The sequence below is a fragment of the Archangium sp. genome (assembly GCF_036388035.1).
Lineage (GTDB): Bacteria > Myxococcota > Myxococcia > Myxococcales > Myxococcaceae > Archangium.
This window is the reverse complement of the sequence record NZ_DASVSO010000148.1, coordinates 1-23,851: the sequence shown is the minus strand read 5'-3', so window position 1 is coordinate 23,851 and position 23,851 is coordinate 1. Positions and strand designations below refer to the sequence as shown.

Sequence of the window (23,851 nt, the reverse complement as noted above, 5' to 3'; positions counted from 1 at the left end):
CTCTCCAGCAACCGACGGAGGCTGTCCGACTGGCTGCACCTGGAGGACGAGGCGGTGCGACAGGAGCTGGTGCAGGTCGGAGTTCCCGAGGCCCCGAAGTGCGCCCCGGAGGATGGGGCCTGCCGTCTCCCCCGCATGGTGCGCTGCACGGGGTGTGGCAGGTCCCTGGTGGCGGGCCGTACCGCCTGTCCGCACTGCCTGGCGGCGGTGGTCGGTGCGGTGGAACGGGGCTGAGCACCGTCCGCAGATTCCGCGCGGGCAACCAGTAGACTTCGAGTGGTGATCTGTTTGTTACTGATGAATGCATTTGCGTGGTTTGATACAAAGCTGAGGTGTCTTGTTGATTGTCCACTCTTAGTGAAGAGAAAAATGGATTCTGTTCGTCCCCAAGATGGAGGTAGCTACAGATGGTCAGATCAAGCTCTACGACAGGATCCAGGCATTGGCTGAAGTTTTGTTTTCTTACGCTCCTTTCCAGTATAGCGATGCTGGGTTGTGGGATGGACTCGACCGAGTTCAAAAATGACCCAGCGCTCCACGAAGAGACGTTGGGCGAAATCCACCAGAGAGTGATGTACAACGGTCACGACTATATCTTCGCCAGTACCCCCAAGACTTGGCCGGAGGCATACCAGAGTTGTGCAGATATTGGTTACGGTTTGGCGACCATCAACAACAGCGCAGAGGATGCGTGGCTGAATGGTAATTTGAGTTCAAGCAATAGTTGGTGGATCGGCTACAACGATCGTGATGTCGAAGGGACATGGCGCTGGTCTAATGGAGCATCGGCCTATGTGAACTGGAGCCCAGGTGAACCCAATGATTGGGGCAGCGATGAAGACTGTGGTGTCAAATACTCTGGGGGGGCCTGGAATGATGATAACTGTTTTAAAAAGTTCCAATACATTTGCGAGAGCGTTGATGTTAGTGTTACAATAAATTATTTTGAATACTCTGCTTCAAATACTAGCTCTGCTTCTCAGAATACTACCAATGTTGCAGTAACGCTCCAGGCTGGGCAAACACTTACCGTGGGTACATGTGGCATCTCGGGCACCTTTGCCTCGGGTGATACTTATTTGCGATTGTACGGTCCCAACGGTTTTGAGGTGGCCTATAACGACGATAGTTGCGGCGGCTTGAGTTCTAATTTCAGCTATGCAGCCCCCGCTGGCGGCACATATGTGATTAGGGCTGGCTGCTATGGTTCCGGTGCTTGCAGCGGCAGGGTTGGCTATACGTTCTAAAAGCCATTCTACATGCCGCGCGTAAGCGCATTTGCTTCATCGAGTGTTTTCCTGCTCGGATGTTGCCTTTGCTTCGGGCCGGTGTGGCACCTTCGGGCGCCTGTGTCTCACTGGCCGGTCCGTCTCCCACTCTCCTGGCTCGCCTTCTCCACGCTCTCTCGTCCATCTAGCGGCTGCCGGGGAGTTTGAACCGAGCGGGCGAGCCCCCATTCTTCCGGACATCGCAGCAGCGGATGTAGTGAGCTAGCTTGGGTCTCCTGGATGCTTGGTCCGGGACAGGGAGTGGCAGGAACTTCCCGTGCGATTCGTCGTCGATTCACTTGGGAGAGCAATGGAGATCGAGCCGCAGGGACCGTAGACGCATCGGCATCCACTTGCCCCCCGGCGTGACTGTAGGTAAGACCGGCGCAGCCCTCTGGGAGCGGGTGGCGCCGCTCGCACGGCTCGACCCTTCCCTTGACGATCGCCCTCGCGGAACTGCCGACCTACTACGCGGACGCCATGCCCCGTCTGAGAGAGGCAGGCTTCGGAAGTGACTCGACACTCGCCATCTCCGCGCTGTTTCATGCCACGCAGCACGCGACGTTGCCACTGCTCTTCAACGCGCGCTTCTTCTAGTGGCGGCTCCTTACGTTAGTGCCCTTCGCCTTCGTCGTAGGGGCCGCCATCCGCTGGCGCTCAAGTTTGCTGCCGTGGCTCATGGTCATTCCCCCCTGCTGCTGGACGCGTCGGCGGCGTGCCTGGTGTGCGCGGACGCGGTACCGGCCTGAGTGGCCCGCGATACATCAGTCGTTTTGACGTGTAATCCATGGATTCCATGGATCGACCCCGGCTATGGTCCGGTGCGGAAACCCCTTACCGCTCCACCCCGAGGTCGCCCCCCATGTCCAGAGCCCTGTTGTGGGCCGTGCTGCTCGTCAGCACGGTCTCGAGCGCCCAGACGTTCACCAATCCCATCCTGGGTGAGACGGCGGCGGACCCGTCCATCGTCCAGTACAACGGTTATTACTACCACGCGTTCAGCGATGGCTCGCAGCGCATCTTCGTCAGGAAGTCGGCCACGCTGACAGGCATTGGGAGCGCGCCGGCGGTGCAGGTGTGGCTGGCCCCCGCGACGGGCGCCTACAGCCGGGAGACCTGGGCTCCGGAGCTCCAGCTCATCCAGGGCCGCTGGTACATCTATTTCGCGGCCTCGGATGGCAACAACGCCAACCACCGCATGTTCGCGCTCGAGTCCACCTCGTTGGATCCGCAGGGCGCCTATGTGTTCAAGGGCCAGCTCCGGCCGACGACGGACACATGGGCCATCGACGGCGCCGTCATCCAGAAGGATGACGGGAGCCTGTACTTCGTCTGGTCCGGCTGGCCGGGGAACGTGGACGGGCAGCAGAACCTCTACATCGCGGCGATGAGCAACCCCTGGACCCTCAGCGGGGAGCGCGTGCTGATCGCGATGCCCACGTTCGACTGGGAGGGGCGCGGGATGCCGCTCAACGAGGCGCCGCAGCCGCTGCGCCTGGGCAGCCGGTACGGCATCGTCTTCTCGGCGAGCGGGAGCTGGACGCAGGAGTACACGCTCGGGCTGTTGACGAACACCGACGGCAACCTGCTCAACCCCAAGTCCTGGGTGAAGACCGGCCCGGTGTTCCGCAAGAACGCGGACGTGTACGGCGTGGGGCACCCCACGTTCGTGAAGTCTCCGGACGGCACGGAGAGCTGGATCGCCTACCACGCCAAGCGCCTGAGCACCGATGGTTGGGCCGACCGCAGCGTGCGCGCCCAGGAGTTCTACATCGCGAGTGATGGCTCGCTGAACCTCGGTGTCGCGAGGTCCGTCTCCGTCGCGCAGCCCCGGCCCGGCGGGGAGAATGGCGCGCCCGCGTCGCCCAACCCCATCGACGGCCACGGCTGGGGCAGCTCGTTCGAGGGCGCGGCGCGGTCCGGCTCCTGGACGGTGAGCAGCGCCACGGCGGCCTCCGGTACGACGCTCGGCGCGGGCTGGGCGCAGCTCTTCCGGGGCAACGCGAACTTCGAGACCGTGGCCGTGTCGGCGGACGTGCAGTGGGTGGCCACGGGCACGACCTCGGCCAGTCCCAAGTTCGGCATCTACGGGACGTACGAGGACGGCAACAACTTCGTGGCCGCCTTCCTGGACAAGAAGTACGCGGTGTTCGCCTCCTACGCCGTGGTCGGCGGGGTGGTGAAGGGCTGGCAGAACACGGCGCTCCCCGCCGGCTTCAACTGGAGCGTGGCGCACAACCTCCGCGTCGAGCGGAGCTGGAGCGGGGACTACAAGTTCTTCCTCGACGGCGTGCTCCAGCAGACGCGGCAGCTCGGCAACGTGCTCGGGCAGATGGGGCTCGTCACCGAGGACACCCAGGCCCACTACTCCAACGTGAAGATGGATCCGACGCAGGGGTGGGGTGACCCCGCCGTGGACGGGTACCAGAACGGCAAGTATGAGATCCGCAGCGCCCGGGACGTGATGAGCTGGGGCACGGGCGCGGGCTGGAAGGGCCTGTGGCGCCAGGCGCCTCGCACCACCGCCGGCTACACGCTGGAGTCCGGCATCCGGCTGCTGTCCCAGGGCTCCACGGCCTATCCGAAGTACGGCCTCTACGGCTGCTACCAGGACGCCCGGAACCACATGACGGTGTGGTTGGATCCGAAGTACGGCGTCCTGACGACGCATGCCGTCTCGGGCGGCGTGGACCTGGGCTGGCAGAACGTGGCCCTGGGCACGTTCAGCTTCACGACCCACCACACGCTGAAGGTCGTCCGGAGCGGCTCGACCTTCACCACCTACGTCGACGGCGTCCAGAAGCAGGTCCGGTCCGTGGGGCTCACCACCTGCCAGACCGGACTCGTCGCCGAGGACACCCAGGTCGAGTACACCCACTACCGCGTCTTCTGAGCCGGCTTCGGGCTCCAGCGGAGGACCGCGTCCAGCACGGGGTGTGCCCTGCCTTTCAATGGATACCTGAATTGCGGAGAGTATGACGCACCTGCTGTCAGCTACCTCCCACGTGTCCGAAAGGGGGGGCCCGACGGCTTGCCGCAGTGCGGCATCAGACACAGCTTCGTGGCCTTCCACCGGGGGGTCCTCGATGCAGCCCTATCGCCGTTTCCATCCTCAATACCGTGAGCGGCTGGCGCTCGCGGATGGGACGTGGGCGGAGTTGCGGATGGTACGGCCCGAGGACGCCGCGCTGCTGAAGGACGGCTTCGAGCGGCTCTCTCCACGCTCGCGCTTCCAGCGTTTCCTGTCCGCCAAGCCGCGACTCTCCCAGGAGGAAGTGCGCTACCTCACGCACGTGGATGGGGAGCGGCACGTGGCCATCGGGGCGGTGACGTGGAGCCCCAGCGGGCGCGAGGTGGGGCTGGGCGTGGCCCGGTTCATCCGCCTGGCCCACGCCCCGGAGATCGCCGAGGTGGCCATCACCGTGGTGGACGACGCCCAGGGCAAGGGGCTCGGCCGCATCCTGATGGACAAGCTGGTGGAGGCCGCGCGCGAGCGGGGCGTGGAGGGCTTCGAGTTCCGGGTGCTGTCGGGCAACCTGCCGATGTACCGGCTCGTCCAGGCCCTCGCGCCCTGCGAGCCCGAGCAGGACGACGAGGCGCTCTGCTTCCGCCTGCCGCTGGCCGCGCCCTCGCGGGGGGGAACCGAGCTGCTGCGCTCGATGCTCGCGCTCGCCGCCCAGGGGGCCCTCACGCTCATCGGGCCCACGTGCCGGTGGCGGGGTCTGCCCCGCACGCCAGCCCCCGTGGGTTACCCGGAGGCGGCCCGCTCCCCTTGAGACGTGGGGCCGCCCGCCCGACGAGCAGGCATCGTGGGACCACCCCAGGCGCGTTACGCTGAGGGGGTCCCCTCATGCTCAAGCTCGCCCTCTTCCTGCTGGTCCTCGTGCTGCTGCGGCAGGTGATGATCGGCGCGCTGTTCCTGCTGGCCGAGGAGTGCAGCTTCCACCTGGGCTCCTATCGCGGCACGCTCCTGCTCACCCGCCTCATCTGGCTGCTGGGGCCCGATGCGGGGATGCGGCGGTCCTTGCGGCAGTTGACGGTGCATGCGCGGGAGGCGCTCGGAGAGACCGCGCGAGCCATCCAGGGGGCTCGGCGCCTCGCGGACGAGGCCCGGGCCGTGGGCTCCTGGGAGCTCGCCAACACGGCCATCAACACCTTCATCAACGCGGGCCTCTACCGGGAGGCCCTCGAGGTCGAGCAGCTCTGGCCGCGGGGGAAGGCCCAGGCGCTGGAGGAGGAGCTCGGTGAGTCCGAGGCCCTGGCGCAGCTCAACCTCTGCGAGGCGCTCTACAACCTGGGCGACTGGAAGGCCGCGGGCGAGCGCCTCCACCGCTTGGAGGAGGCGGCGGGCGAGGTGCCGATCCTGCGCAACGGCATCCTGCTGCAACGCGCGTGGATCCAGGCGAATACCGGGTGGGGCGCCAACGCGCTCGCATGCCTCGAGCAGGTGGAGCGCGAGGACCTGCCCCGCGTGTACTGGAGCGAGGTGACCTTCACGCACGCCGCGGCGCTGCTGGCCCTGCGGCGGTACGACGAGGCGGAGCAGCAGGCGCGAGCGGGGCTGGAGCTCGCGCGCCGGGCCGCGAGCACGAGGAACGGGCTGTTCCTGCTCGGTCGGATCTCCCTGGAGGCAGGACGGCTGGAGGCGGCCCTCCGTCACTTCGAGGTCGGGGCGGCTCATCCATACAAAGGACAGGGCGGCTCCGGGTTGCTGGCGTGGGGTGACTGCCTCGACAGGCTCGGCCAGAGCGAGCAGGCGCGGGAGGCCTGGCGGCTCGTGCTGGAGCGAGACCCACAGAGCGGCGCGGCGCGAAAGGCGATCTCGCGGCTGGGGGCCACGAGCGACCCAGGTGGCCTCGTCCTGGGCGGGTGAGTCACAGGCGCCCTCCCGGACTCCTGGACCGGCCCGGGGTGGACCGCACATCCGTGGCGTGGACCAGGCAGGCGGCCATGGCGTCGTTGGGATGAGAGGAGAGGGCAGGGCGACACATTCCCCCGGAAACTGATAAGTGCGAACTTAACGCTTCACGGAGGTAGCCCATGCACGCCTTCACTCACAACGCGCTCACGTTGTTGATCGTGCAATTCTTCGTGATCATTGGAGTTTCCCGGCTGATCGGTCGAGGCGCGCGGTGGTTGGGTCAGCCGCTGGTCATCGCCGAGGTGCTCGCGGGCATCCTCCTGGGCCCGTCGCTGCTGGGGTGGGTGGCGCCGGGAGCCATGGAGTGGCTGTTCCCGGCCAGCGCCATGCCGGTGCTGTAGATGCTGTGCCAGGTGGGGCTCATCCTCTTCATGTTCCTCATCGGGCTGGAGTTGGACCTGCGGATGCTCAAGGGCCGGGGACATGCCTCGGTGGTCATCAGCCACACGAGCATCATCGTCCCCTTCGGACTGGGCGCGGCGGCGGCGCTGTGGCTCTACCCGAGGCTGTCCGAGCCCTCGGTTCCCTTCTCCTCCTTCGTGCTCTTCATGGGCGTGGCGATGAGCATCACCGCCTTCCCGGTGCTGGCGCGCATCCTCACCGAGCGGCGGCTGCTCCAGTCCCGGGTGGGGGCCATGACCATCACCTGCGCGGCGGTGGACGACGTGACGGCGTGGTGCCTGCTGGCCTTCGTCGTCTCCATCGTCCGGGCCTCGGACCTGATGCATGCGGGGCTCACCACGCTCCTGGCGCTGCTCTACATCGCCTTCATGTTGGGCCTGGTGCGGCCCTTCCTGGCGCGGCTGGGCGCGCGTGTGGCGAACAAGGAGGGGCTCAACCAGAACGGCGTCGCCCTGACGTTGATGATGCTGCTGGCGTCCGCGTGGGCCACGGAGCTCATCGGCATCCACGCCCTCTTCGGCGCCTTCATGATGGGGGCGGTCATCCCCAAGGAGGGCGGGCTGGCGCAGGCGCTGGCCGAGAAGCTCGAGGACGTGGCCGTGGTGCTGCTGCTGCCCCTCTTCTTCGCCTTCAGCGGCCTGCGCACGCAGATTGGACTGCTGTCCACCGGCGATCACTGGGTGATGTGCGGCCTCATCATCCTCCTGGCCTTCGTGGGCAAGTTCGGCGGCAGCGCGGTGGCCGCGCGGCTCACCGGCATGCGCTGGCGCGAGGCGGGGGCGCTGGGTGTCCTGATGAACACCCGCGGGTTGATGGAGCTCATCGTGCTCAACATCGGCCTGGATCTGGGTGTCATCTCGCCCACCCTCTTCACCATGATGGTGGTGATGGCGTTGGTGACCACGTTCATGACGACGCCGCTGCTGCGGTGGATCTATCCCCCCGAGGAGATGGCCCGGGACCAGGTGTCGCTCGCCCCGGTGGTCGCGCCGGTGGAGGCCGCGCCCTTCACCGTCCTCATGTGCGTGTCCCACGCGCAGGCGGGAGCCGGCATGGTGACGTTGGGGCGCGCCCTGCTCGGTGCGCCCGCGCAGTCGTCCCAGCTCTACGCCCTGCACCTCATCGCGCCCACCGAGCGGGCCTCCTTCCACCTGCGCCGTGATCCAGAGAAGGCCAGCGGCAATACCCTGGCCCCGCTGGTGGGCCGTGCCAGCAACCTGGGGCTGGAGGTGCGCCCGCTGTCGTTCGTGTCGGCCGAGCCCGGGCTCGACATCTGCCGCACCGCCGAGGCCAAGCAAGCCAGCCTCATCCTGCTCGGCTGGCACAAGCCGCTCTTCGGCCGGACGATGCTGGGAGGCACGGTGAATGAGGTGATGCAGGAGGCGAGCACCGACGTGGCGGTGCTGGTGGACCGGGGGTTGGAGCAGGTCCGCCGGGTGCTGGTGCCCTTCATCGGCAGTCCGCATGACCGGGCGGCCCTGGGACTTGCCCGGCGGCTGCTCCAGCACGCCAACGCCGAGGTCACGGTGCTGCACGTCACCCAGCCCGAGGGCTCGCGGGCTCACATGGGGGCGCGCTCCCTGGTCGAGGAGCTCTTTCCGGAGGGCTCCGGCCAGGTGCACTTCAAGGTGGTGGCGCACGACTCGCCGGAGGAGGCCGCCTTGGCGGAGTGCCGGTGCGGGTATGACCTGGTGGTGGCGGGCGTGGGCGCGGAGTGGGGACTGGAGGTGGAGGACCGGCTCTTCAGATTGCAAGGCGAGCGCATCCTCCGTGACGCGCCCACTTCGCTCCTCATCGTGCGACACGCCGTCCCCGTGCCCGCCACGGAGGCCACCTCCGAGACGGAGGCGGCCCGTGCGCTGACGGTGGGCAACGCCGCGTCCTGAGACAGGAAACGAGACGACGACGCCATGCACCTGGGAGCGACCATCCGATTGCTGCGCGTGGACGCGGGGCTGAGCCTGCGCGACCTCGCCCGTCGCATCGGCGTGTCCAGCGCGTACCTCAGCCGCGTGGAGAATGGACTGGATGCGGCGCCCACGCCGGAGCGGCTCTCCGCCATCGCCCGCGAGCTGGACGTGCCCCCCACGCTGCTCATGGACGTGGCGAATCGGCTGAGCCCCTTCGTGGCCCACTACCTGGAGCAGGTGCCCGGTGCCAGCATGCTCTTCCTGGAGATGGCGCGCCGGGGCCTCTCCGGCCCGCAGCTCGCCCGGGTCCGCGAGTTCCTGGACGCGGAGTTTCCCGTGCGGGCCGTTTCTGGGAACGAGGCTCCGGTGCCCGCCCTCGCGCCGCTATTGGCGCCCGAGCGGATGGTGCTGCGCCTCACCTGCACGGCGCTCGAGGACGCGCTGGACGTGGCCGCGGGGCGGCTGGTGGGGGCCTGTCCCGGCGTGAGTGCCCCCCGGCTGGTGGCGGAGCTGAAGCGGCGCGAGGCGGAGGCCTCCAGCATGGTGGGCAACGGCGTGGCGGTGCCTCACTCCTTCGTCGAGCACGCCGCGCCGGTGGCCGCCGTGGTGACGTTGGCGAAACCCCTCCAGGTCGAGACGCCGGATCGCCTACCCCTGAGGATGCTGGTGGTGCTCGTGGGAGGAGAGCGCGGGCGTGCCCACCTGGTGCGATTGGCCCACGTGGCACGGCTGGCCAGTCATGGGCTGGCCGAGCGGCTCGCCGACGAGGAGCAGCCCCACCACTTGCTGGCCCGGCTCACGGAGCTGGAAGCGCTGCGGTGAGCACGGAAGGCGCGGGCAGCGGCTGGTAGCGGAACGAGAGGCGCGCCGGCGTGCCCGCGCTGTCGTAGTACGAGAGCATCCGCAGCTTGAAGAACTGGCCCGCGCTGCTCTGGACCACGTACAGCAGCTCGTCCCGGGGGACGAGCCGGTGCTTGACGAGGTCATAGCTGTACCAGCCGCCCTCGACTCCGCTGAACACCGGCTCCGAGGCGTCCTGCTGGTAGCCCTCGGCGGGGGCGGAGGTGAGCGCGTCCCAGCTCGCGTCCTTGAGCACGGCCACCCGCACCGTGCCGGTGGGGTTGCCGCCGCCGCCGTTCATCGTGACGGTGTAGCGCTGGAAGGCCAGGTCCCACGCATTGGTGTCGAAGGCCTCGTCGGCCTTCAGCTCCCGGCCCTCGTCGATGTCGAAGAAGACCAGGGAGGACTTGTTGGTCGCGTCGATGAGGGTGACGCTGCTCCCGTCCTCCTGGGGCGACACCTCGACGAGCGGCCCGGTGTTCACCTGTCCATCGAACGGGTAGTCCGTGCGCAGGTCCGGGGCACAGCCCGTCACCGCGAGCCCGAGCAGCAACACCGTTCGTCGCATCGTCCGCATCGTCAGTACTCCCACTGGACTCCGCCCAGCACGCCGCGAGGCGGCCGCGGGTTGAACTGCTGGTCGCCCACGTTGAGCAGGTTGTAGCCGGTGACGAAGACCTCGAATCCGCTCCGGAGCTTGTAGGTGACGGAGGCCTCGAGGTCGAAGTACGAGGGCGCCCACACCTCCTGCTCCTCGCCAAAGCCGAGCACGTTGGCCATGCCTCCATCCGAGCCGAGGAAGTACGGCCGGCCACTCACCCACGAGCCCCGGACGACGGCCTCGAGGTCCAGCGGGCGGTAGCGGGTGGTGAGCTGCGCGTTGACGCGGTGCCGGGCGCGGCCCTCCAGCGGGCGGTCGCGCGTGAGGTCCTTCGCGTCGAGGAGCATGTACCCGAGGTCGAGGTACGCCGAGCGCACGGGCAGCTTGAAGCGGCCGTTGAGCTCGACGCCCTGGGTGTACGCCCGGGCCACGTTCTCGTAGTTGAAGGTCACCGGGTTGTCCGGGTCCGGTGCGCCTCCGGCGGTGATGTTGATGAGGTTGTCGAGGCGGGTGTGGAAGCCGCTCGCGGAGAGCACCCATCCGTCGAGGGGCGGGCGCCAGTCCACGCCGACATTCACCGCCGCCGAGCGCTCGGCGGTGAGGTTGCGGTTGCCCGAGACGATGTAGCCGATGCCCTGGTTGGCGAAGCGGAGGTAGAGCTCCTGGAAGGAGGGCGGGCGGAACCCGAGGCCCACCGAGGTGCGCACCGTCAGGGCCGGGCTCGGGTCCAGCTTGAGGGCGAGCCGGGGCGAGGGTGCTCCGCCAAATTGCGAGTCCAGGTCGAAGCGGAAGCCCGGCGCCACCTTCAGCTTCGGCCCGGAGTCCTCCGATGAGAGCGCCACGTCCCACTCGTCCTGGACGAACGCGCCGCCCCGGAGGCGGCCCACTGGACTCTCCTCGAGCCGCATCGAGCTGAGGCGCTCCCCGAGCAGCTCCACGCCTCCGGTCAGCGCGTGGTGGCCCAGGCGGTGGTCCGCCTGGAAGACGCCCTCGTAGAGCCGGGTGATGTTCTGCGAGTAGTCGTCGAGTGCCCGCGAGCCGCGCTGGTCCTGGAGGAGCTGGTCCCGGAACAGACCGAAGTGTCCCCGGACGAGCAGGGACGTCTCGCTGGGGAGCTGCTTCCGGCCGCCGAGCGAGACATCGAACTGCTCCTGCCGCTGCCGGCGGTCGAGCACGGCGCCCGAGGGGTTGAGGTCGACGGCGTCCTCGTCGCGGCGGTTGTACTGGCTGCGCAGCCACAGGCGGGAGGTGGCATCGGGCGAGTAGGAGAGGGCCACGTCCCCATCGAGCCGGCGCAGGCCCGCGCCACTCGTCGCCGCGTCCGTGGGCTCCCAGTCGTAGGGGTTGCGGGTGCGGTAGCCGCCGCCCACGCGCACCTCGAAGGGGCCCTGCTTCGTGCCCGCGTGCGCGCGGACGTCGCCCTCCAGGAGCGTGCCGAAGGTGCCTCGGGCGCTCGCCTCCAGGGGGCGCTGCACGCGCCGGGTGATGAGGTTCACCACGCCGCCGATGGCATCCGCGCCGTAGAGCGCCGCGGCCGGACCCTTGACGATCTCCACGCGCTCCACGTCGCGCAGGCTGAAGCGCCCCAGGTCGAGCGTGGTGCCCACCCGGCCGCTCACGCGCTCACCATCGACGAGCACGAGCACGTACTCGGGATCCAACCCCTGCAGGCGCAGGCCCGTGCCGCGGAAGGTGTGGACGAGCTCGACACCCGGGTGCTGCTGGAGGAGCTGGCCGAGGTCCCTCGCGCCGATGGCTTGGATCTGCTTCCGGGTGATGATCTCGGTGGCCACCACCACGTCCTCGAGCGTGCGCTCGGTGCGCGAGGCGGTGATGACCGTCTGTTTGCGCCGCTCGGTCTCCTCGGGCTCGGGAGGCGGGATGTCGTTCGGCTGGCTCGCCAGGAGGGCGGCCACCAGGGGGAGAATCACGGTCCGACTCTCTGTCGGATGCTCCGGGCCGTCAATGGGCGGCCAGGCATGAAAAAGCCCCCGGACCGTCGAGGTCCGAGGGCTTCTGGGCAGGGCAGGGGAGACTACGCCGCCTTCGCCTGTCCCTTGCCGAAGGTGAGCCCCTTGGCGTCGGTGTCCACCACGATGTGGTCTCCGGGGGCGTACTCGCCACCCAGCACCTTCAGCGCGAGCGGATCCATCAGGTACTTCTGGATGGCCCGCTTCAGCGGCCGCGCTCCGTACGTCGGGTCGTAGCCGCGCTCGGCCAGCAACGCCTCCGCGTTCTCCGTCAGCTCCAGCGTCAGCCGCTTGTCCGTCAGCAGCTTCTGCAGTCTCGCCACCTGCAGCTCCACGATGTACTGGATGTCCTTCTTGCGCAGCGGCTCGAAGATGATGACCTCGTCCACGCGGTTGAGGAACTCCGGCCGGAAGTGCTGGCGGAGAATCCCCATCACGTCGTTGCGCGTGGCCTCGTCCAGCTCCTCCTTGCCCGCCATCCCCTCCTGCAGGGCCTGCGAGCCGATGTTGCTCGTGAGGATGAGCACCGTGTTCTTGAAGTCGATGGTCCTGCCCTGGCTGTCCGTCAGCCGGCCCTCGTCCAGAATCTGCAGCAGCATGTTGAAGACGTCCGGGTGGGCCTTCTCGATCTCATCGAAGAGGACCACCGTGTACGGCCGGCGCCGCACCGCCTCGGTGAGCTGGCCGCCCTCCTCGTAGCCCACGTAGCCCGGAGGCGCGCCCACGAGCCGGGCCACGGCGTGCTTCTCCATGTACTCGGACATGTCGATGCGCACCATCGCGGTGTCGTCGTCGAAGAGGAACTCCGCCAGCGCCTTGGCCGTCTCCGTCTTTCCCACGCCCGTGGGGCCCAGGAAGATGAACGAGCCGATGGGCCGGTTCGGGTCCTGCAACCCGGAGCGCGCCCGGCGCACCGCGTTGCTCACCGCCTCGATGGCGCTGCGCTGTCCAATCACGCGCTTGGCCAGCCGATCCTCCATGTGGACCAGCTTCTGGACCTCGCCCTCCATGAGCCGGGAGACGGGGATGCCCGTCCACTTGCCCACCACCTGCGCGATGTCCTCCGAGTCCACCTCCTCCTTGAGGAACTTGTGGTTCTTCTGCAGCTCGGCCAGCTTCGCGTTCTGCTGGGCGATCTCCTTCTCCAGGTTGGGGATGACGCCGTACTTCACCTCCGCGGCCTTGTTGAAGTCGCCCTGCCGCTCGGCCGACGCCTGGTCGTTCTTGGCCTTCTCGAGCTTCTCCTTCTGCTCGCGGATGCCGGCAATCGCCCTCTTCTCCTGGTCCCAGTGCGCCTTGAGCGCGTTGAAGCGCTCGTTGAGGTTGGCCAGCTCCTTCTCGATCTGCCCCAGGCGCTCCACCGAGTGCGGATCCGTCTCCTTGCGCAGGCCCTCGCGCTCGATCTCCAGCTGGGTGCTCTTGCGCCGGAGGTCGTCGAGCTCCGTGGGCATCGAGTCGATCTCGATGCGCAGGCGGCTGCACGCCTCGTCGACGAGGTCGATCGCCTTGTCCGGCAGGAAGCGGTCGGAGATGTAGCGGTTGGACAGGTTGGCGGCCGCCACCAGCGCCGAGTCCTGGATGCGCACGCCGTGGTGCACCTCGTAGCGCTCCTTGAGGCCGCGCAGGATGCTGATGGTGTCGTGCACGGTGGGCTCGCCCACCATCACCGGCTGGAAGCGCCGCTCCAGGGCCGCGTCCTTCTCGATGTGCTTGCGGTACTCGTCCAGCGTGGTGGCGCCGATGCAGTGCAGCTCCCCGCGCGCCAGCGCCGGCTTGAGCATGTTGCCCGCGTCCATCGAGCCCTCGGCCTTGCCCGCGCCCACCAGCGTATGCATCTCATCGATGAAGAGGACGATCTCCCCCGCCGCGTCGGCCACCTCCTTGAGCACGGCCTTGAGGCGCTCCTCGAACTCGCCGCGGTACTTGGCGCCCGCCACCATCGCGCCCAGGTCCAGCGTCACGAGGCGCTTGTTCTTCAGCCCCTCGGGCACGTCCCCGTCCACGATGCGCCGCGCCAGGCCCTCGACGATGGCCGTCTTGCCCACGCCCGGCTCTCCGATGAGCACCGGGTTGTTCTTCGTGCGCCGGCTGAGCACCTGGATGCAGCGGCGGATCTCCTCGTCGCGGCCGATGACGGGATCCAACTTGCCGGCCCGCGCCGCCTCCGTCAGGTCGCGCCCGTACTTCTCCAGCGCCTGGTAGGTGGACTCGGCGTCCTGGCTCGTCACCCGGCCCGAGCCGCGCACTTCCTTCAGGCTGTTGAGCACGCGCTCGCGCGTCACGCCCGAGGACTTCATCACCTCGCCCACGGCGCCCTTGTCCTGGGTGAGGGCCAGCAGCAGGTGCTCGCTGGAGACGAAGTCGTCCTTGAGGGACTTGGCCTCGTCCTCGGCCTTGTCGAAGGTCTTCAGCAGCCGCTGGCGGGGCATGGCGGTCTCGCCGCCCTGCACCCGGGGCAGCTTCTGGAGCGCCTCTCCCAGCCGGGAGGCGAAGAGCTTCACATCCACGCCAATCTTGCGGAGCAGGGGCTCGACGATGCCGTCCTTCTGTCCGAGCAGCGCCGTCGCGAGGTGCTCGGGCTCGTAGTCGGGGTTGTCGGCACGCCGGGCCAGCGACTGCCCCTCTTGGATGGCCTCTTGGGCCTTTACGGTGAACTTGTCGAGTCGCATGACCCCAACGTAAGGGTCGGACACCTCTTGGCAAGAACGCGGAGGCCCAGTCGTCTTTCACTTCTGGCGTGAGCCTGGATGCTTGCAACCCATACAGACTTCCTGGCTCTCCGGGAGTTGCCTTTCTACATCCCTCCCAGGTATATGCGCCCCCACATTGGGGGGCATCCACTGGAAGCGCACGGCGGCTATCTCATCCGAATCGAATCCCTCGGGGACCTGCACCTCATGGAGCTGGCCCGGCGGGCGCTCGTCCAGGACGGCGCCCCGGCGGACTCCCTGTTGACGGTGTCCGTCTACGGGCGGCGCAAGGTCCTTCGGCTGGCCCTGGACGGGCCACACACCGCGGGGCGTCGGGGCTCGCACTGGTACAGCGAGCACCACGCCCTCGCCCGGCTGCTGTCCCAGGAGATGGGCATCACCGTCCACTCCTACGTCTACGACCCCCAGGAGTACGAGGAGGTCCTCGCCTTCGGTGGCGGCCAGCATGTAGGCGGAGAGCGGCTGCTGTATGACGAGGTGGAACTGCCCGAGTGCCTGGAGGAGGGGGAGTTCGACGACGCGGCCTTCGAGCAGATGCAGACCCGCTGGCCGCTGGGGCACCTGGCCTGGGTGTACGGGGTGGAGCGGGAACTGCTGCTGAGGCTGCACCGCATGCCGGGCACGCGGCTGACGCTCAACGGGACGGAGACGGAGCCCCGGTTGGAGCACCTGCTCCGGGGTGTCGCGGCTTGAAGGTACCGGAGGCGGAGGGCCCGTGGGGCCCTCAGTCCTCCTCCTCGGCGAGGTCCTCGCCGTCGTAGGCGATGATGGCGTCGCGGACGTGCTCGCTGCGGAAGTACTGGCCGAGCAGGGCGAAGGTGCCGGCGATGAGCGCCGTGAGCCCCATGGCGAAGGCCGCGGCGAGCCCGGGCAGGCCGGCCTGGAGCTGGGCGATCGCCTCGGGTTTCTGGAACTCGGGCAGGGTGGCGAGGATGTGGATCGCGGCCGCGCCCACGCGTCGGGCGATGACGGCCGACTGAGCGCCGTCGATGGTGCGCAGCACGGCGGCGATGAGGGCGGAGCCCGCGAGCAGCCGGCGCACCCGCTCCAGCGGCACTCCTCCAGGGCGGAGGAGCCGGCCGGCGGTCACGAACATGAAGGCGCACGCCAGGGAGAGCCCCGCCAGCACCAGGGAGCGCGACTCGTGCAGGGGCTCGCGCGCGGCGAGCTGGGCCTCGGAGAGGCGCGCGAGCACGATCAGATCCTTGTCCTTGGAGAAGCGCGCGAGGTTGCTGGCCTCGTCCCTCAGCTCCGAGAGGTGGCTGAGCTCCAGCGTCTCCTTGAGGGCGGAGAAGCCCGAGAGGCCGGAGAGGATGAGGCACACCAGGGCCGCGAGGCGGAGGCCTCGCGGCAGGGGCTGAGGGGGGGAGGCGGGACCCGTCACCGCTTGTCCGCCTTCACGTAGCGCAGGCGCAGATCGGCCAGGAGGTTCTCGAAGAGCTGCTGCTCCTCGGCGGTGAGGTTGCCGCGCGTCTTGTCGTGCAGCATCCCCAGCAGGTCCAGGCTCTGGCGGGCGAGCACGAGATCGCGCTCGGCCTTGCCTGTCTCCGGGTTGGGCGCCTCCCCCAGGTGGATGAGGGCGGAGGAGGCCAGGCCGATGAGGAAGGTGCTGAAGGTGATGGCGGCCTCGGGGGCCTTGGACGGCGCCTCGCCCCGCATCACGAACGTCTCTCCGCGCTTCTCCTCGGTCATGGCGTTACTCGGGGGACCCGGCGTCCTCGTCGTCGTCACCCTCGTCCTCGAGATCCTCGTCGTCCTCGAAGTCGTCCTCCTCCTCGAGCTCGTCGTGCATCACCGTCTCCACGGGCACGGACTTCTCGGCCACGTCGGGGAGGGTCTCGATGTGGCGCTGGTAGGACTTCTCGTCCAGCACGCCGCTGCGCAGGTAGCGGTCAGCCGTGCGCTTGTCGAGGTGCTTGGGGTCGCTCGGATTGGCCATGTTCAACTCCTCGGAATCTCTTGGAAAAGGGCGCGCCACCTTATAGCAGGGCTACCCTCTGTCAACGCCGCTCAACCCCCACCCGCCCGGAGCCGATGAACGCCCCCGCTCGCCCATCCCTTCCCCGAGGCCTCTATGTCCTCTGTGATGACACCGTCCGCCCGGAGCTGCCGCTGGCGGAGAAGGCGGCGCGCCTGCTCGCCGGGGGAGCGCGGGTGGTGCAGCTGCGGATGAAGCGCACGCCCCTCCGGGAAGCACTGGGAGCGGCGCGCGAGGTGGTGGCCGCCTGCCGTCGAGCGGGCGCGGTGTGCCTGCTGAACGACCGGGTGGACCTGGCCCTGCTGGTCGGGGCGGATGGGGTACACGTCGGGGACGAGGATCTGCCGCCCGAGGCGGCCCGGGAGCTGCTGGGCCCGGGGCGCCTGGTGGGGGTGACGGTGCGAGGCTTGGCGGACGCGCACGCGGCGCGGGCGGCCGGGGCGGACTACGTGGGCCTGGGGCCCGTCTTCGGCACGACGACGAAGCAGGTGGCCGCGCCGGTGCTGGGGCTGGGGGGCTTCAGCGCGGTGGTGCGCGAGAGTCCCCTGCCGGTGGTGGGCATTGGCGGGGTGAAGCTGGAGAACATCGCGGACCTGGCGGCTACGGGGGCGTACGGGGGAGCGGTGGCCTCCGATGCCCTGCTCGCCGAGGACATTGCCGAGCAGGTGCGTCGCCTGGCCGCTGCTTTTGACAGGGGCGTGCGCGGGGCTAGCCTCGCGGGCCAAGACGCATGATGAAGACCCATGGCCATGGCCAGGCCCCGCGCCGGCCCAATATCGGCATCACCCCGGACTTCGCCGCCACGCGACCGGACTCGCCGTTTCCCTACTACGAGCTGAAGGTGCCCTACGCGGACGCGGTGCTGCGCGCGGGGGGCCTGCCCTTCGTGTTGCCGTACTCGGACGACCTGGGCTGCGTGGACGCGTACCTGGACCGCATCTCCGGGCTGCTCGTCACGGGCGGAGCCTTCGACATTCCCCCCGAGGCCTATGGCGAGACGGCTCGCGAGGGCATGGGGCCGCTGAAGGTGTCGCGCACGACCTTCGAGACGGCGCTGATGCGGGGAGCCCTCAAGCGCAACATCCCGGTGCTGGGCATCTGCGGGGGCATGCAGCTGCTCAACGTGGTGCTGGGCGGCACGCTGCACCAGGACATCGGCCGCGAGGTGCCCAACGCGCACGAGCACGAGCAGAAGCACGATCGGACCCAGCCGCAGCACCCGGTGGACGTGAAGGACGGGACGCTGCTGGCGGATGCCGTGGGCAAGGGCCAGCTCATGGTGAACTCGACGCACCACCAGGCCGCCCAACGCATTGGCGAGCAGGTGGTGGTGAGCGCGGTGTCGCCGGACGGAGTGGTGGAGGCCATCGAGTCCACCCAGTACGCCTTCGCGCTGGGGGTGCAGTGGCACCCGGAGCTGATGCTCAACACGGTGCCAGCGCACATGGGGGTGTACCGCTCGTTCATCCAGAAGGCGCGAGAGCACCGGCGGTGAGCGAGGCGCCGCGCGTGCTGCTGTGCGCGGGCCACGAGCCCACGGGCCGAGCGGGGTTGCTGGCGGACGTGGCCGCGGTGCGGGCCTTGGGGGGCGCGCCGGTGGCGGTGCCTTCCGCGCAGACGGCGCAGGGCCGGGGGACGTTCCTCTACCAGCCCACGCCGGCGCGCGTCCTGCGGGCGCAGGTGACGGCGGCGCTCGAGCTGGGGCCGCTGCACGCGGTGAAGCTGGGGCAGGTGCCGGGGCCGGCGCTGCTGGCCGCGCTGCGCGAGGCGCTCGAGGGCGTGGACGCGTGGTGGGTGGTGGACCCGGTGGTGCGGACGTCGCGAGGCGAGGCGCTCTCGAAGCTGACGCGGCGGCACTACCTGGCGCTGGCGGGGCCGAAGGTAGCGCTCACGCCGAACCTGGACGAGGCGGCGTGGCTGCTCGGCGGGGGCGAGGTGCGCACGGTGGAGCAGGCGCGCGAGGCGGGCAGGGCGCTCGTGGCGCACGGCTTCGGCGCGGTGCTGGTGAAGGGCGGGCACCGGGAGACGGGGGCGGTGGACGTGCTGTGCCTGCCGGAGCGGGACGTGGTGTTGGAAGGGGAGCGGCTGGAGCGCTCACCCGAGCGTCGGGGCTCGGGGTGCAGGCTGGCCTCGGCCTTCGCGGTGGAGCTGGGGCGGGGCAGGGCGCCTGGAGCCGCCGCGCGCCGCGCGAAGGCCCTCGTGGCGCGCTACCTGCGCACCGGCCGGGACTGAGCCTCGGGAGGGGCTGCTGGACGCTACGGCACGTCCACCGAGCGCCCCCCGAAGGGTGGATTGGCCATGATCGCCTGGGCCAGACGATCGGCGAAGGCCTGGCCCTCCTGGGCGTAGGCGGCCGTCTCCTGTGCATCGAGGCGCACCCGCACCGCCGACATCACGATGCCGCCGACGACCACCTCGATGACCAGCGCCCCGCTCGCGTCGCGCACCAGCTTGTACAGGAGCGGGCTCTGGATGAGCACCTGCTCCTCGCTCACGGCACTTCTTCGATCTGGGCCGCCGCGACGGGGGCGTTGATCACCATCACCTCCGGGACTCCTCCGGACGTGTACCCGCCGAACTTGAAACAATCCTTGTCCTCGGGGCTGGTGCACTTCCACACGCCCGGATCGCTCTCGACCGGCAGGCGCACGCAGACGCCGGTGGCGTCGAGGTCGAGCGTCATCATCCGCAGCGTTCCCTCGAAGTTCTTGGCCGGCAGGCCCAGCGCCGTCCCGAGCTCCGCCGGATCATGCTTGCCGTCCTTCATCGACGCGTGGACGGCCTTCTGGATGACGGCCGTGGGCGCCGCGAACAGGTAGCAGCCGGTGTCGTTACAGCGGCCGAAGTTCTTCGCGTTCGTCGCGACGACGAACGACTGGTAGGCGCTGTCCTTCATCAGCCACGACACCTTTCGATCCGGGAAGTTCGTGGCGAGGTGTTTCTCGATATTGAACGGGCTGGCGCGCTGATCCGCCTCCGCGGAGAGCTGGGCCTGCGTGGCGTCGCACCGCTCGGTGACTGGAGTCGGACGGACCTCCGTGTGGGTGCGGACGCAACCGGACGTGAGCAGCGCACAGAGCAGCGCAACACCGAAAATACCCCTCATGGAGACCTCACAGTGGAAGCGGGAGTGCAGCCGGGGTCAGCATGCCTGAGCCGATTCCCTCCTGTGGGAGAATCCCCGCTCGGAGGTCGAGGACCCCGTGGCCGATGGCTGTCCCGCTCCGCACCGTGCACTGTCAGACCGACATGGGAGACAGGAGGTGTTGAGAATTGGAGAGGTGACATGGCCAGCCAGAACAAGCAACGCCTGCGCGAGCTGCTCCAGATTTCCCCCGGGGCCCCGGTGCCCGAGGACACCAGCCCCGAGTACTGGGACGAGACCTTCGTGCGCCTCGGACGCGGTCATGGCTTCGACCCCGAGGCGGGCGCGTACCCCGTGGACCACGGGGAGCTGGTCTGGGCACTCCTTCCCCTGGTGTCGCCCCTGCTCGACGGAGCGAGGTTCACCCAGGTGCTGCCGGAGGAGGTGGACGTGGAGGGCGAGTCGCACACGCCCGGCCTGCTGGACGCCAGCGACGCGGGCGGTGGAACGGACAGCCGGTACACGTTGCGCCTGACGCACGGAGGGCGACGGTATGGCGTCACCTTCCACGACCTGTCGAACTACTACAACGTCAACGCGGTGCTGGCCCTGTTGAACGCGGCGCTCGACGCGTGCGGCTCACCCCTGCGGTATTTCGGCTTCGGGGACGTGGTCATCGTGGGCCCGCTGCGGGGCGTGCAGCAGGCCATGCGCGAGGGCTTCATCCCCGGCTTCGAGACCGAGGGCGTCTTCGACGACTGGGAGCTGGAGGTGATCGACGCCTGGAGCGAGACGGGGGACACGCCCGCGTCCCTGGTGCGCCAGCTCGAGAAGGGGCGCAGGCGCGTCCGGGTGGCCCTCGTGGTCTGAGGCGCGCTACTCGCCCCGGGCCCGGCTCTCGAAGCGCGTGTACTCGGCGAGGAAGATGAGATCGATCTCTCCGATGGGGCCGTTACGCTGCTTGGCGATGATGAGCTGCACGGGGATCGCCGAGCTCGTGCGGGGCTCGCCACCGCCCTCGCCATCCCCCTGGTCCTCGCGGTGGATGAACATCACCACGTCGGCGTCCTGCTCGATGGAGCCCGACTCGCGCAGGTCCGAGAGCATGGGCTTGCCGCCCTTGCGCTCCTCCACCTTACGGCTGAGCTGGGAGAGCGCGATGATCGGCACCTCCAGCTCCTTGGCGAGCTGCTTGAGGGCACGGGAGATCTCCGCGACCTCGAGCTGGCGGCTCTCCACCTTGCCCTTCTGATGCATGAGCTGGAGGTAGTCGATGATGATCAGCGACAGCCGTGGATCCTTCTGCTTGAGCCGCCGTGCCTTGGCGCGCAGGTCGAACGGGGACAGGCCACCCGAGTCGTCGATGTAGATGGGGGCGTTGTAGAGCTTGCCCGCCATCTCCTGGAACTTCTCCTCGTCGTGCGGGGTGAGGCGGCCACCGCGCAGCTTCTTCATGTCCACGCGCGCGCTCGAGGCCAGCAGACGCATGAGGAGCTGGTCGGCGGGCATTTCCAGGCTGAAGATGGCCGCCGCCTTGGGCTCGTCCGCCAGGCCCACGTGCGTGGCGATGTTCATCGCGAAGGACGTCTTTCCCACGCCGGGACGCGCCGCGAGGATGATGAGCTCGCCCGGGTGCAGGCCCGTGAGCTGGTTGTCCAGGTCGACGTAGCCCGAGGACAGGCCGGTGATGCCCGTGGACGCCGCCTTCATCTTGTCGAGAAGGTCCAGCGTGTGCTCCATCAGGTCGCTGACGGGCCGCAGGTCTCCCTCGCGCTTCTTCTCCGCGAGGAGGAAGACCTTGCGCTCGGCCTCGTCCAGCAGCGCCTCCAGCTCGCCCGTCTCCTGGCTGGCGAGGTCCTGGATCTCCCGGCCCACGCCCGCCAGGCGCCGGCGCAGGGCCTGGTCCTTGACGATGTGCGCGTACTGGGTGGCGTTGCCCGGCACGGGCACCACCTGGTCCAGGCTCATCAGGTAGGCCGGGCCGCCCACCGCCGCCAGCTGGCCGAGCACCTTGAGCTCCTCGGCCAGCGTCAGGTGATCCACCTGCCGCGACGAGCCGTCGAGCTTGAGCATCGCCGCGAAGATTTGCGAGTGCGCGGGGCTGGCGAAGTCGTCCGGGTGCACCACCTCCGCGAGGTTGGTGATGAGGGAGTTGTCCGCGAGCACGGCGCCGAGCACCGCGCGCTCGGCGGCCAGATCCTCGTGAGACCGCCGCCCGCCTGTCCGAATGTCGAGGATGTTGTCCATGGCTGCTCGCCCGGCCAGTCTACAGGCTCCGCTACGAGTCTGTAGCGACTGCGTAGCAGGTGCGCCTGACACGCGGTGTGCGGGCCCGACTGGCTCCCTCCCGCAAAAGGGAGGGCCGCCCGGGTAGGACACCCGGACGGCCCCTGTCTCCTCGAGTCAGAAGACGGTGACGGTGGCCTTCTCAGGCCTCCGCCGCGACCTCGACCTTGATCTTCGCCACCACGTCGCGGTGCAGCCGCAGCTCCACCTCGTACTGACCCGTGGCCTTGATGGGCTCGGGCAGGTGGATGTGGCGGCGGTCCACCGACTGGCCCTGGGCGGCGAGCGCCTCGGCGATGTCCAGTGCGGTAACCGAGCCGTACAGCTTGTCCTGCTCACCCACCTTGCGGCGGATGACGGCCTTCACGGCGCCGATCTTCTTGGCCTGCTCCTCGGCAACGCCCTTCAGCTTGGCGTTGCGCGCGGAGATGACCGAGCGCTCGTGCTCGAGCTGACGCACGTTCTGCTCGGTGGCCAGGACCGCCAGCTTGCGCGGCAGCAGGTAGTTGCGGCCGAAGCCGTCCTTCACCGTCACGAGCTCCCCGGACTTACCCAGGTTCGCGACGTCCTCACGAAGAATGACCTTCATGTGATGTCTCCGTTGGTACGGGACGGCTTTCAGCCGACCATCGCGTTGTAGGGAAGCATGGCGAGACCGCGCGCGCGCTTGATGGCCGTGGCCACCTCACGCTGGTGCTTGGCGCAGTTGCCGGAGATGCGGCGGGGGATGATCTTGCCGCGCTCGGTGACGAAGTACTTCAGGGTCGCCTGATCCTTGAAGTCCACCTTCGCGTTCTTCTCCGCGCAGAAGCGGCAGACCTTCTTGCGGCCGAAGCCACGTCCGCCACGCTTCTCGTCATCACCGCCGGCGCCACCGCGACCACCACCGTCGCGATCGCCCCGATCCCTGTCCCTGTCCCGGTCACCACCGCCGCGGGGACCGCTCCTGTCATTCGTGCCGATCATGAGTGTTCTCTTATCTCTGGAATGGGTCCGTGGAGGACGACCAAGGGGCCTTTAGGCCTCCTCGGCAGTCTCCTCATCCGCCTCGCCAGCCTCGTCGGGAACGGCCACCTCGGCGCGCTCCACCGGGGCCGCACCAGGACGCGTCTCCTCGACGTCGCCGGCCAGCTTGAGGTCCTCGAGCACCGGACGGCTCTCGGGATCCACCTCGTCCGCCAGCTTCACGGACAGGTAGCGCGTGACCTCGTCATAGTTGCGGAGGTTGCGCTCGATCTCGGCCACCAGCCGGGTGTCGCCCAGGAAGTTGGCGTGCACGTAGATGGCGCGGGGCTGCTTGGCGATGGTGTAGGCCGTCTTCTTCTTGCCCCACACCGTGAAGCGGATGACCTTGCCACCCTCACGAGCGACGATGCCGCGGACGCGCTCCTTGAGCTTGTCCACGTTGTCGTCGGTGAGTTCCGGCTTGACCAGGAAGATGGTCTCGTACTCACGAAGCCGCTTGGCGGCCTGCGTATCAGCCATGTTTCTCTCCCCTTGGGGTTGAGGGCCCCCCGGTTGTCCGAGGAGCGGGGAAACGGTCAGCCGGTCCAAGGGGGACCTGCCGCCGGGAACGGGAAAACCGCGCGCCCGTCTCCCTCGCGCTTCGCCCCGGATGCCTGCACCCGGGAGGATGGAAAAGAACAACACCGTCGCCCGGCCGAGGCTTCCGGCCAGCGGGGAACGGGCCTTCTACGGGGGGCGTGCCCCCGAGTCAAGGCGCCCGCTTGTTGAACCGGTTCATCGCCGTGGCCAGTCCGTCGCGCACCCACGTCTCCGCCGCGTCCGCCGCCACGGGGATCAGCTCGTCGAGCTGACGGCGCTCCGCGTCATCGAAGTTGGACAGCACGTAGCCGGCCACCCGGTCCTTGGCGTTGGG

27 protein-coding genes are annotated in these 23,851 nt (G+C 68.6%); 14 read left to right on the top strand and 13 right to left on the bottom strand.

Features of this window, described 5'->3' with window-relative positions; translation table 11 throughout:
* The 9 genes from VF697_RS06560 to VF697_RS06520 form a co-directional block, all read left to right on the top strand.
* Nucleotides 1–234: hypothetical protein (locus VF697_RS06560; RefSeq protein ID WP_331092630.1), on the top strand; the 234-nt coding region annotated here is incomplete at its 5' end.
* Between the two features lie 266 nt (nt 235–500).
* Entirely contained in the window at nt 501–1,247 is a 747-nt protein-coding gene (locus tag VF697_RS06555) for a lectin-like protein (protein ID WP_331092629.1), read from the top strand.
* Nucleotides 1,248–1,703: 456 nt separating this feature from the next.
* Nucleotides 1,704–1,865, top strand: coding sequence for a hypothetical protein (locus VF697_RS06550; protein ID WP_331092628.1), 162 nt, complete (start codon nt 1,704–1,706; stop codon nt 1,863–1,865).
* A 265-nt stretch (nt 1,866–2,130) separates the two neighbouring features.
* A complete protein-coding gene (locus tag VF697_RS06545) occupies nt 2,131–4,161 on the top strand; it encodes a glycoside hydrolase family 43 protein (protein ID WP_331092627.1) in 2,031 nt (676 codons plus the stop codon).
* A gap of 193 nt (nt 4,162–4,354) precedes the next feature.
* A complete protein-coding gene (locus VF697_RS06540; RefSeq protein ID WP_331092626.1) occupies nt 4,355–5,044 on the top strand; it encodes a GNAT family N-acetyltransferase in 690 nt (229 codons plus the stop codon).
* A 74-nt stretch (nt 5,045–5,118) separates the two neighbouring features.
* Complete coding sequence (locus tag VF697_RS06535; protein ID WP_331092625.1) at nt 5,119–6,141, top strand: tetratricopeptide repeat protein; 1,023 nt, start codon at nt 5,119–5,121, stop codon at nt 6,139–6,141.
* 167 nt (nt 6,142–6,308) lie between these two features.
* Complete coding sequence (locus VF697_RS43465; RefSeq protein ID WP_414641252.1) at nt 6,309–6,530, top strand: hypothetical protein; 222 nt, start codon at nt 6,309–6,311, stop codon at nt 6,528–6,530.
* Complete coding sequence (locus VF697_RS43460) at nt 6,531–8,477, top strand: cation:proton antiporter (RefSeq protein WP_414641251.1); 1,947 nt, start codon at nt 6,531–6,533, stop codon at nt 8,475–8,477.
* A gap of 24 nt (nt 8,478–8,501) precedes the next feature.
* Nucleotides 8,502–9,323 carry a helix-turn-helix domain-containing protein gene (locus VF697_RS06520; protein WP_331092624.1) on the top strand — a complete coding sequence of 274 codons (822 nt, stop codon included), beginning with the start codon at nt 8,502–8,504 and terminating at the stop codon, nt 9,321–9,323.
* Here VF697_RS06520 and VF697_RS06515 read toward each other — a convergent pair.
* The 3 genes from VF697_RS06515 to clpB form a co-directional block, all read right to left on the bottom strand.
* Nucleotides 9,298–9,918, bottom strand: a complete 621-nt coding sequence (locus VF697_RS06515; protein WP_331092623.1) for an HmuY family protein — start codon at nt 9,916–9,918, stop codon at nt 9,298–9,300. The two genes, VF697_RS06520 and VF697_RS06515, sit on opposite strands and share 26 nt — an antisense overlap.
* A gap of 2 nt (nt 9,919–9,920) precedes the next feature.
* A complete protein-coding gene (locus tag VF697_RS06510) occupies nt 9,921–11,873 on the bottom strand; it encodes a TonB-dependent receptor (RefSeq protein WP_331092622.1) in 1,953 nt (650 codons plus the stop codon).
* A 104-nt stretch (nt 11,874–11,977) separates the two neighbouring features.
* Nucleotides 11,978–14,581: an ATP-dependent chaperone ClpB gene (gene clpB / locus VF697_RS06505; RefSeq protein WP_331092621.1), complete on the bottom strand. Its 2,604-nt coding sequence runs from the start codon at nt 14,579–14,581 to the stop codon at nt 11,978–11,980.
* A gap of 144 nt (nt 14,582–14,725) precedes the next feature.
* Here clpB and VF697_RS06500 point away from each other — a divergent pair, with 144 nt between their 5' ends.
* Nucleotides 14,726–15,316, top strand: a complete 591-nt coding sequence (locus VF697_RS06500) for a hypothetical protein (RefSeq protein ID WP_331092620.1) — start codon at nt 14,726–14,728, stop codon at nt 15,314–15,316.
* Nucleotides 15,317–15,347: 31 nt separating this feature from the next.
* Here the strand turns inward: VF697_RS06500 and VF697_RS06495 are convergent, their stop codons facing one another.
* Genes VF697_RS06495 through VF697_RS06485 form a run of 3 tightly spaced genes read right to left on the bottom strand, consistent with a single transcriptional unit; the run spans nt 15,348 to nt 16,562 of the window.
* Nucleotides 15,348–16,007: a hypothetical protein gene (locus tag VF697_RS06495; RefSeq protein ID WP_331092619.1), complete on the bottom strand. Its 660-nt coding sequence runs from the start codon at nt 16,005–16,007 to the stop codon at nt 15,348–15,350.
* Complete coding sequence (locus tag VF697_RS06490) at nt 16,004–16,315, bottom strand: DUF1844 domain-containing protein (RefSeq protein ID WP_331092618.1); 312 nt, start codon at nt 16,313–16,315, stop codon at nt 16,004–16,006. The genes VF697_RS06495 and VF697_RS06490 overlap by 4 nt, the downstream gene beginning before the upstream one ends.
* 4 nt (nt 16,316–16,319) lie before the next feature.
* The gene (locus tag VF697_RS06485; RefSeq protein ID WP_331092617.1) at nt 16,320–16,562 is read right to left on the bottom strand and encodes a hypothetical protein; all 243 of its coding nucleotides are present in this window, start codon (nt 16,560–16,562) and stop codon (nt 16,320–16,322) included.
* Between the two features lie 95 nt (nt 16,563–16,657).
* Between VF697_RS06485 and thiE the strand changes: the two genes are divergently transcribed.
* The 3 genes from thiE to VF697_RS06470 are packed head-to-tail and all read left to right on the top strand — an operon-like array spanning nt 16,658 to nt 18,833.
* The gene (gene thiE, locus VF697_RS06480; protein ID WP_331092616.1) at nt 16,658–17,335 is read left to right on the top strand and encodes a thiamine phosphate synthase; all 678 of its coding nucleotides are present in this window, start codon (nt 16,658–16,660) and stop codon (nt 17,333–17,335) included.
* On the top strand, nt 17,332–18,096 hold the full coding sequence (locus VF697_RS06475; RefSeq protein ID WP_331092615.1) for a gamma-glutamyl-gamma-aminobutyrate hydrolase family protein: 765 nt from the start codon (nt 17,332–17,334) through the stop codon (nt 18,094–18,096). Before thiE ends, VF697_RS06475 begins: the two co-directional genes overlap by 4 nt.
* Entirely contained in the window at nt 18,093–18,833 is a 741-nt protein-coding gene (locus VF697_RS06470) for a bifunctional hydroxymethylpyrimidine kinase/phosphomethylpyrimidine kinase (RefSeq protein WP_331092614.1), read from the top strand. Before VF697_RS06475 ends, VF697_RS06470 begins: the two co-directional genes overlap by 4 nt.
* Before the next feature lie 23 nt (nt 18,834–18,856).
* Here VF697_RS06470 and VF697_RS06465 read toward each other — a convergent pair whose 3' ends face one another.
* Both VF697_RS06465 and VF697_RS06460 read right to left on the bottom strand, forming a co-directional pair.
* Nucleotides 18,857–19,096, bottom strand: coding sequence for a hypothetical protein (locus VF697_RS06465; protein WP_331092613.1), 240 nt, complete (start codon nt 19,094–19,096; stop codon nt 18,857–18,859).
* A complete protein-coding gene (locus tag VF697_RS06460; RefSeq protein ID WP_331092612.1) occupies nt 19,093–19,707 on the bottom strand; it encodes a hypothetical protein in 615 nt (204 codons plus the stop codon). The genes VF697_RS06465 and VF697_RS06460 overlap by 4 nt, the downstream gene beginning before the upstream one ends.
* Before the next feature lie 180 nt (nt 19,708–19,887).
* Here VF697_RS06460 and VF697_RS06455 point away from each other — a divergent pair, with 180 nt between their 5' ends.
* Entirely contained in the window at nt 19,888–20,556 is a 669-nt protein-coding gene (locus VF697_RS06455; protein WP_331092611.1) for a hypothetical protein, read from the top strand.
* A 6-nt stretch (nt 20,557–20,562) separates the two neighbouring features.
* Here VF697_RS06455 and dnaB read toward each other — a convergent pair whose 3' ends face one another.
* From dnaB to VF697_RS06430, 5 genes are all read right to left on the bottom strand, one after another.
* Nucleotides 20,563–21,933: a replicative DNA helicase gene (dnaB, locus tag VF697_RS06450; protein ID WP_331092610.1), complete on the bottom strand. Its 1,371-nt coding sequence runs from the start codon at nt 21,931–21,933 to the stop codon at nt 20,563–20,565.
* Nucleotides 21,934–22,114: 181 nt separating this feature from the next.
* Nucleotides 22,115–22,561, bottom strand: a complete 447-nt coding sequence (rplI, locus tag VF697_RS06445; RefSeq protein ID WP_331092609.1) for a 50S ribosomal protein L9 — start codon at nt 22,559–22,561, stop codon at nt 22,115–22,117.
* A 29-nt stretch (nt 22,562–22,590) separates the two neighbouring features.
* Entirely contained in the window at nt 22,591–22,938 is a 348-nt protein-coding gene (gene rpsR / locus VF697_RS06440) for a 30S ribosomal protein S18 (protein ID WP_331092608.1), read from the bottom strand.
* Nucleotides 22,939–22,989: 51 nt separating this feature from the next.
* On the bottom strand, nt 22,990–23,457 hold the full coding sequence (gene rpsF, locus VF697_RS06435) for a 30S ribosomal protein S6 (protein ID WP_331092607.1): 468 nt from the start codon (nt 23,455–23,457) through the stop codon (nt 22,990–22,992).
* A gap of 229 nt (nt 23,458–23,686) precedes the next feature.
* A complete protein-coding gene (locus VF697_RS06430) occupies nt 23,687–23,833 on the bottom strand; it encodes a hypothetical protein (protein WP_331092631.1) in 147 nt (48 codons plus the stop codon).
* Between the last annotated feature and the right edge of the window lie 18 nt (nt 23,834–23,851).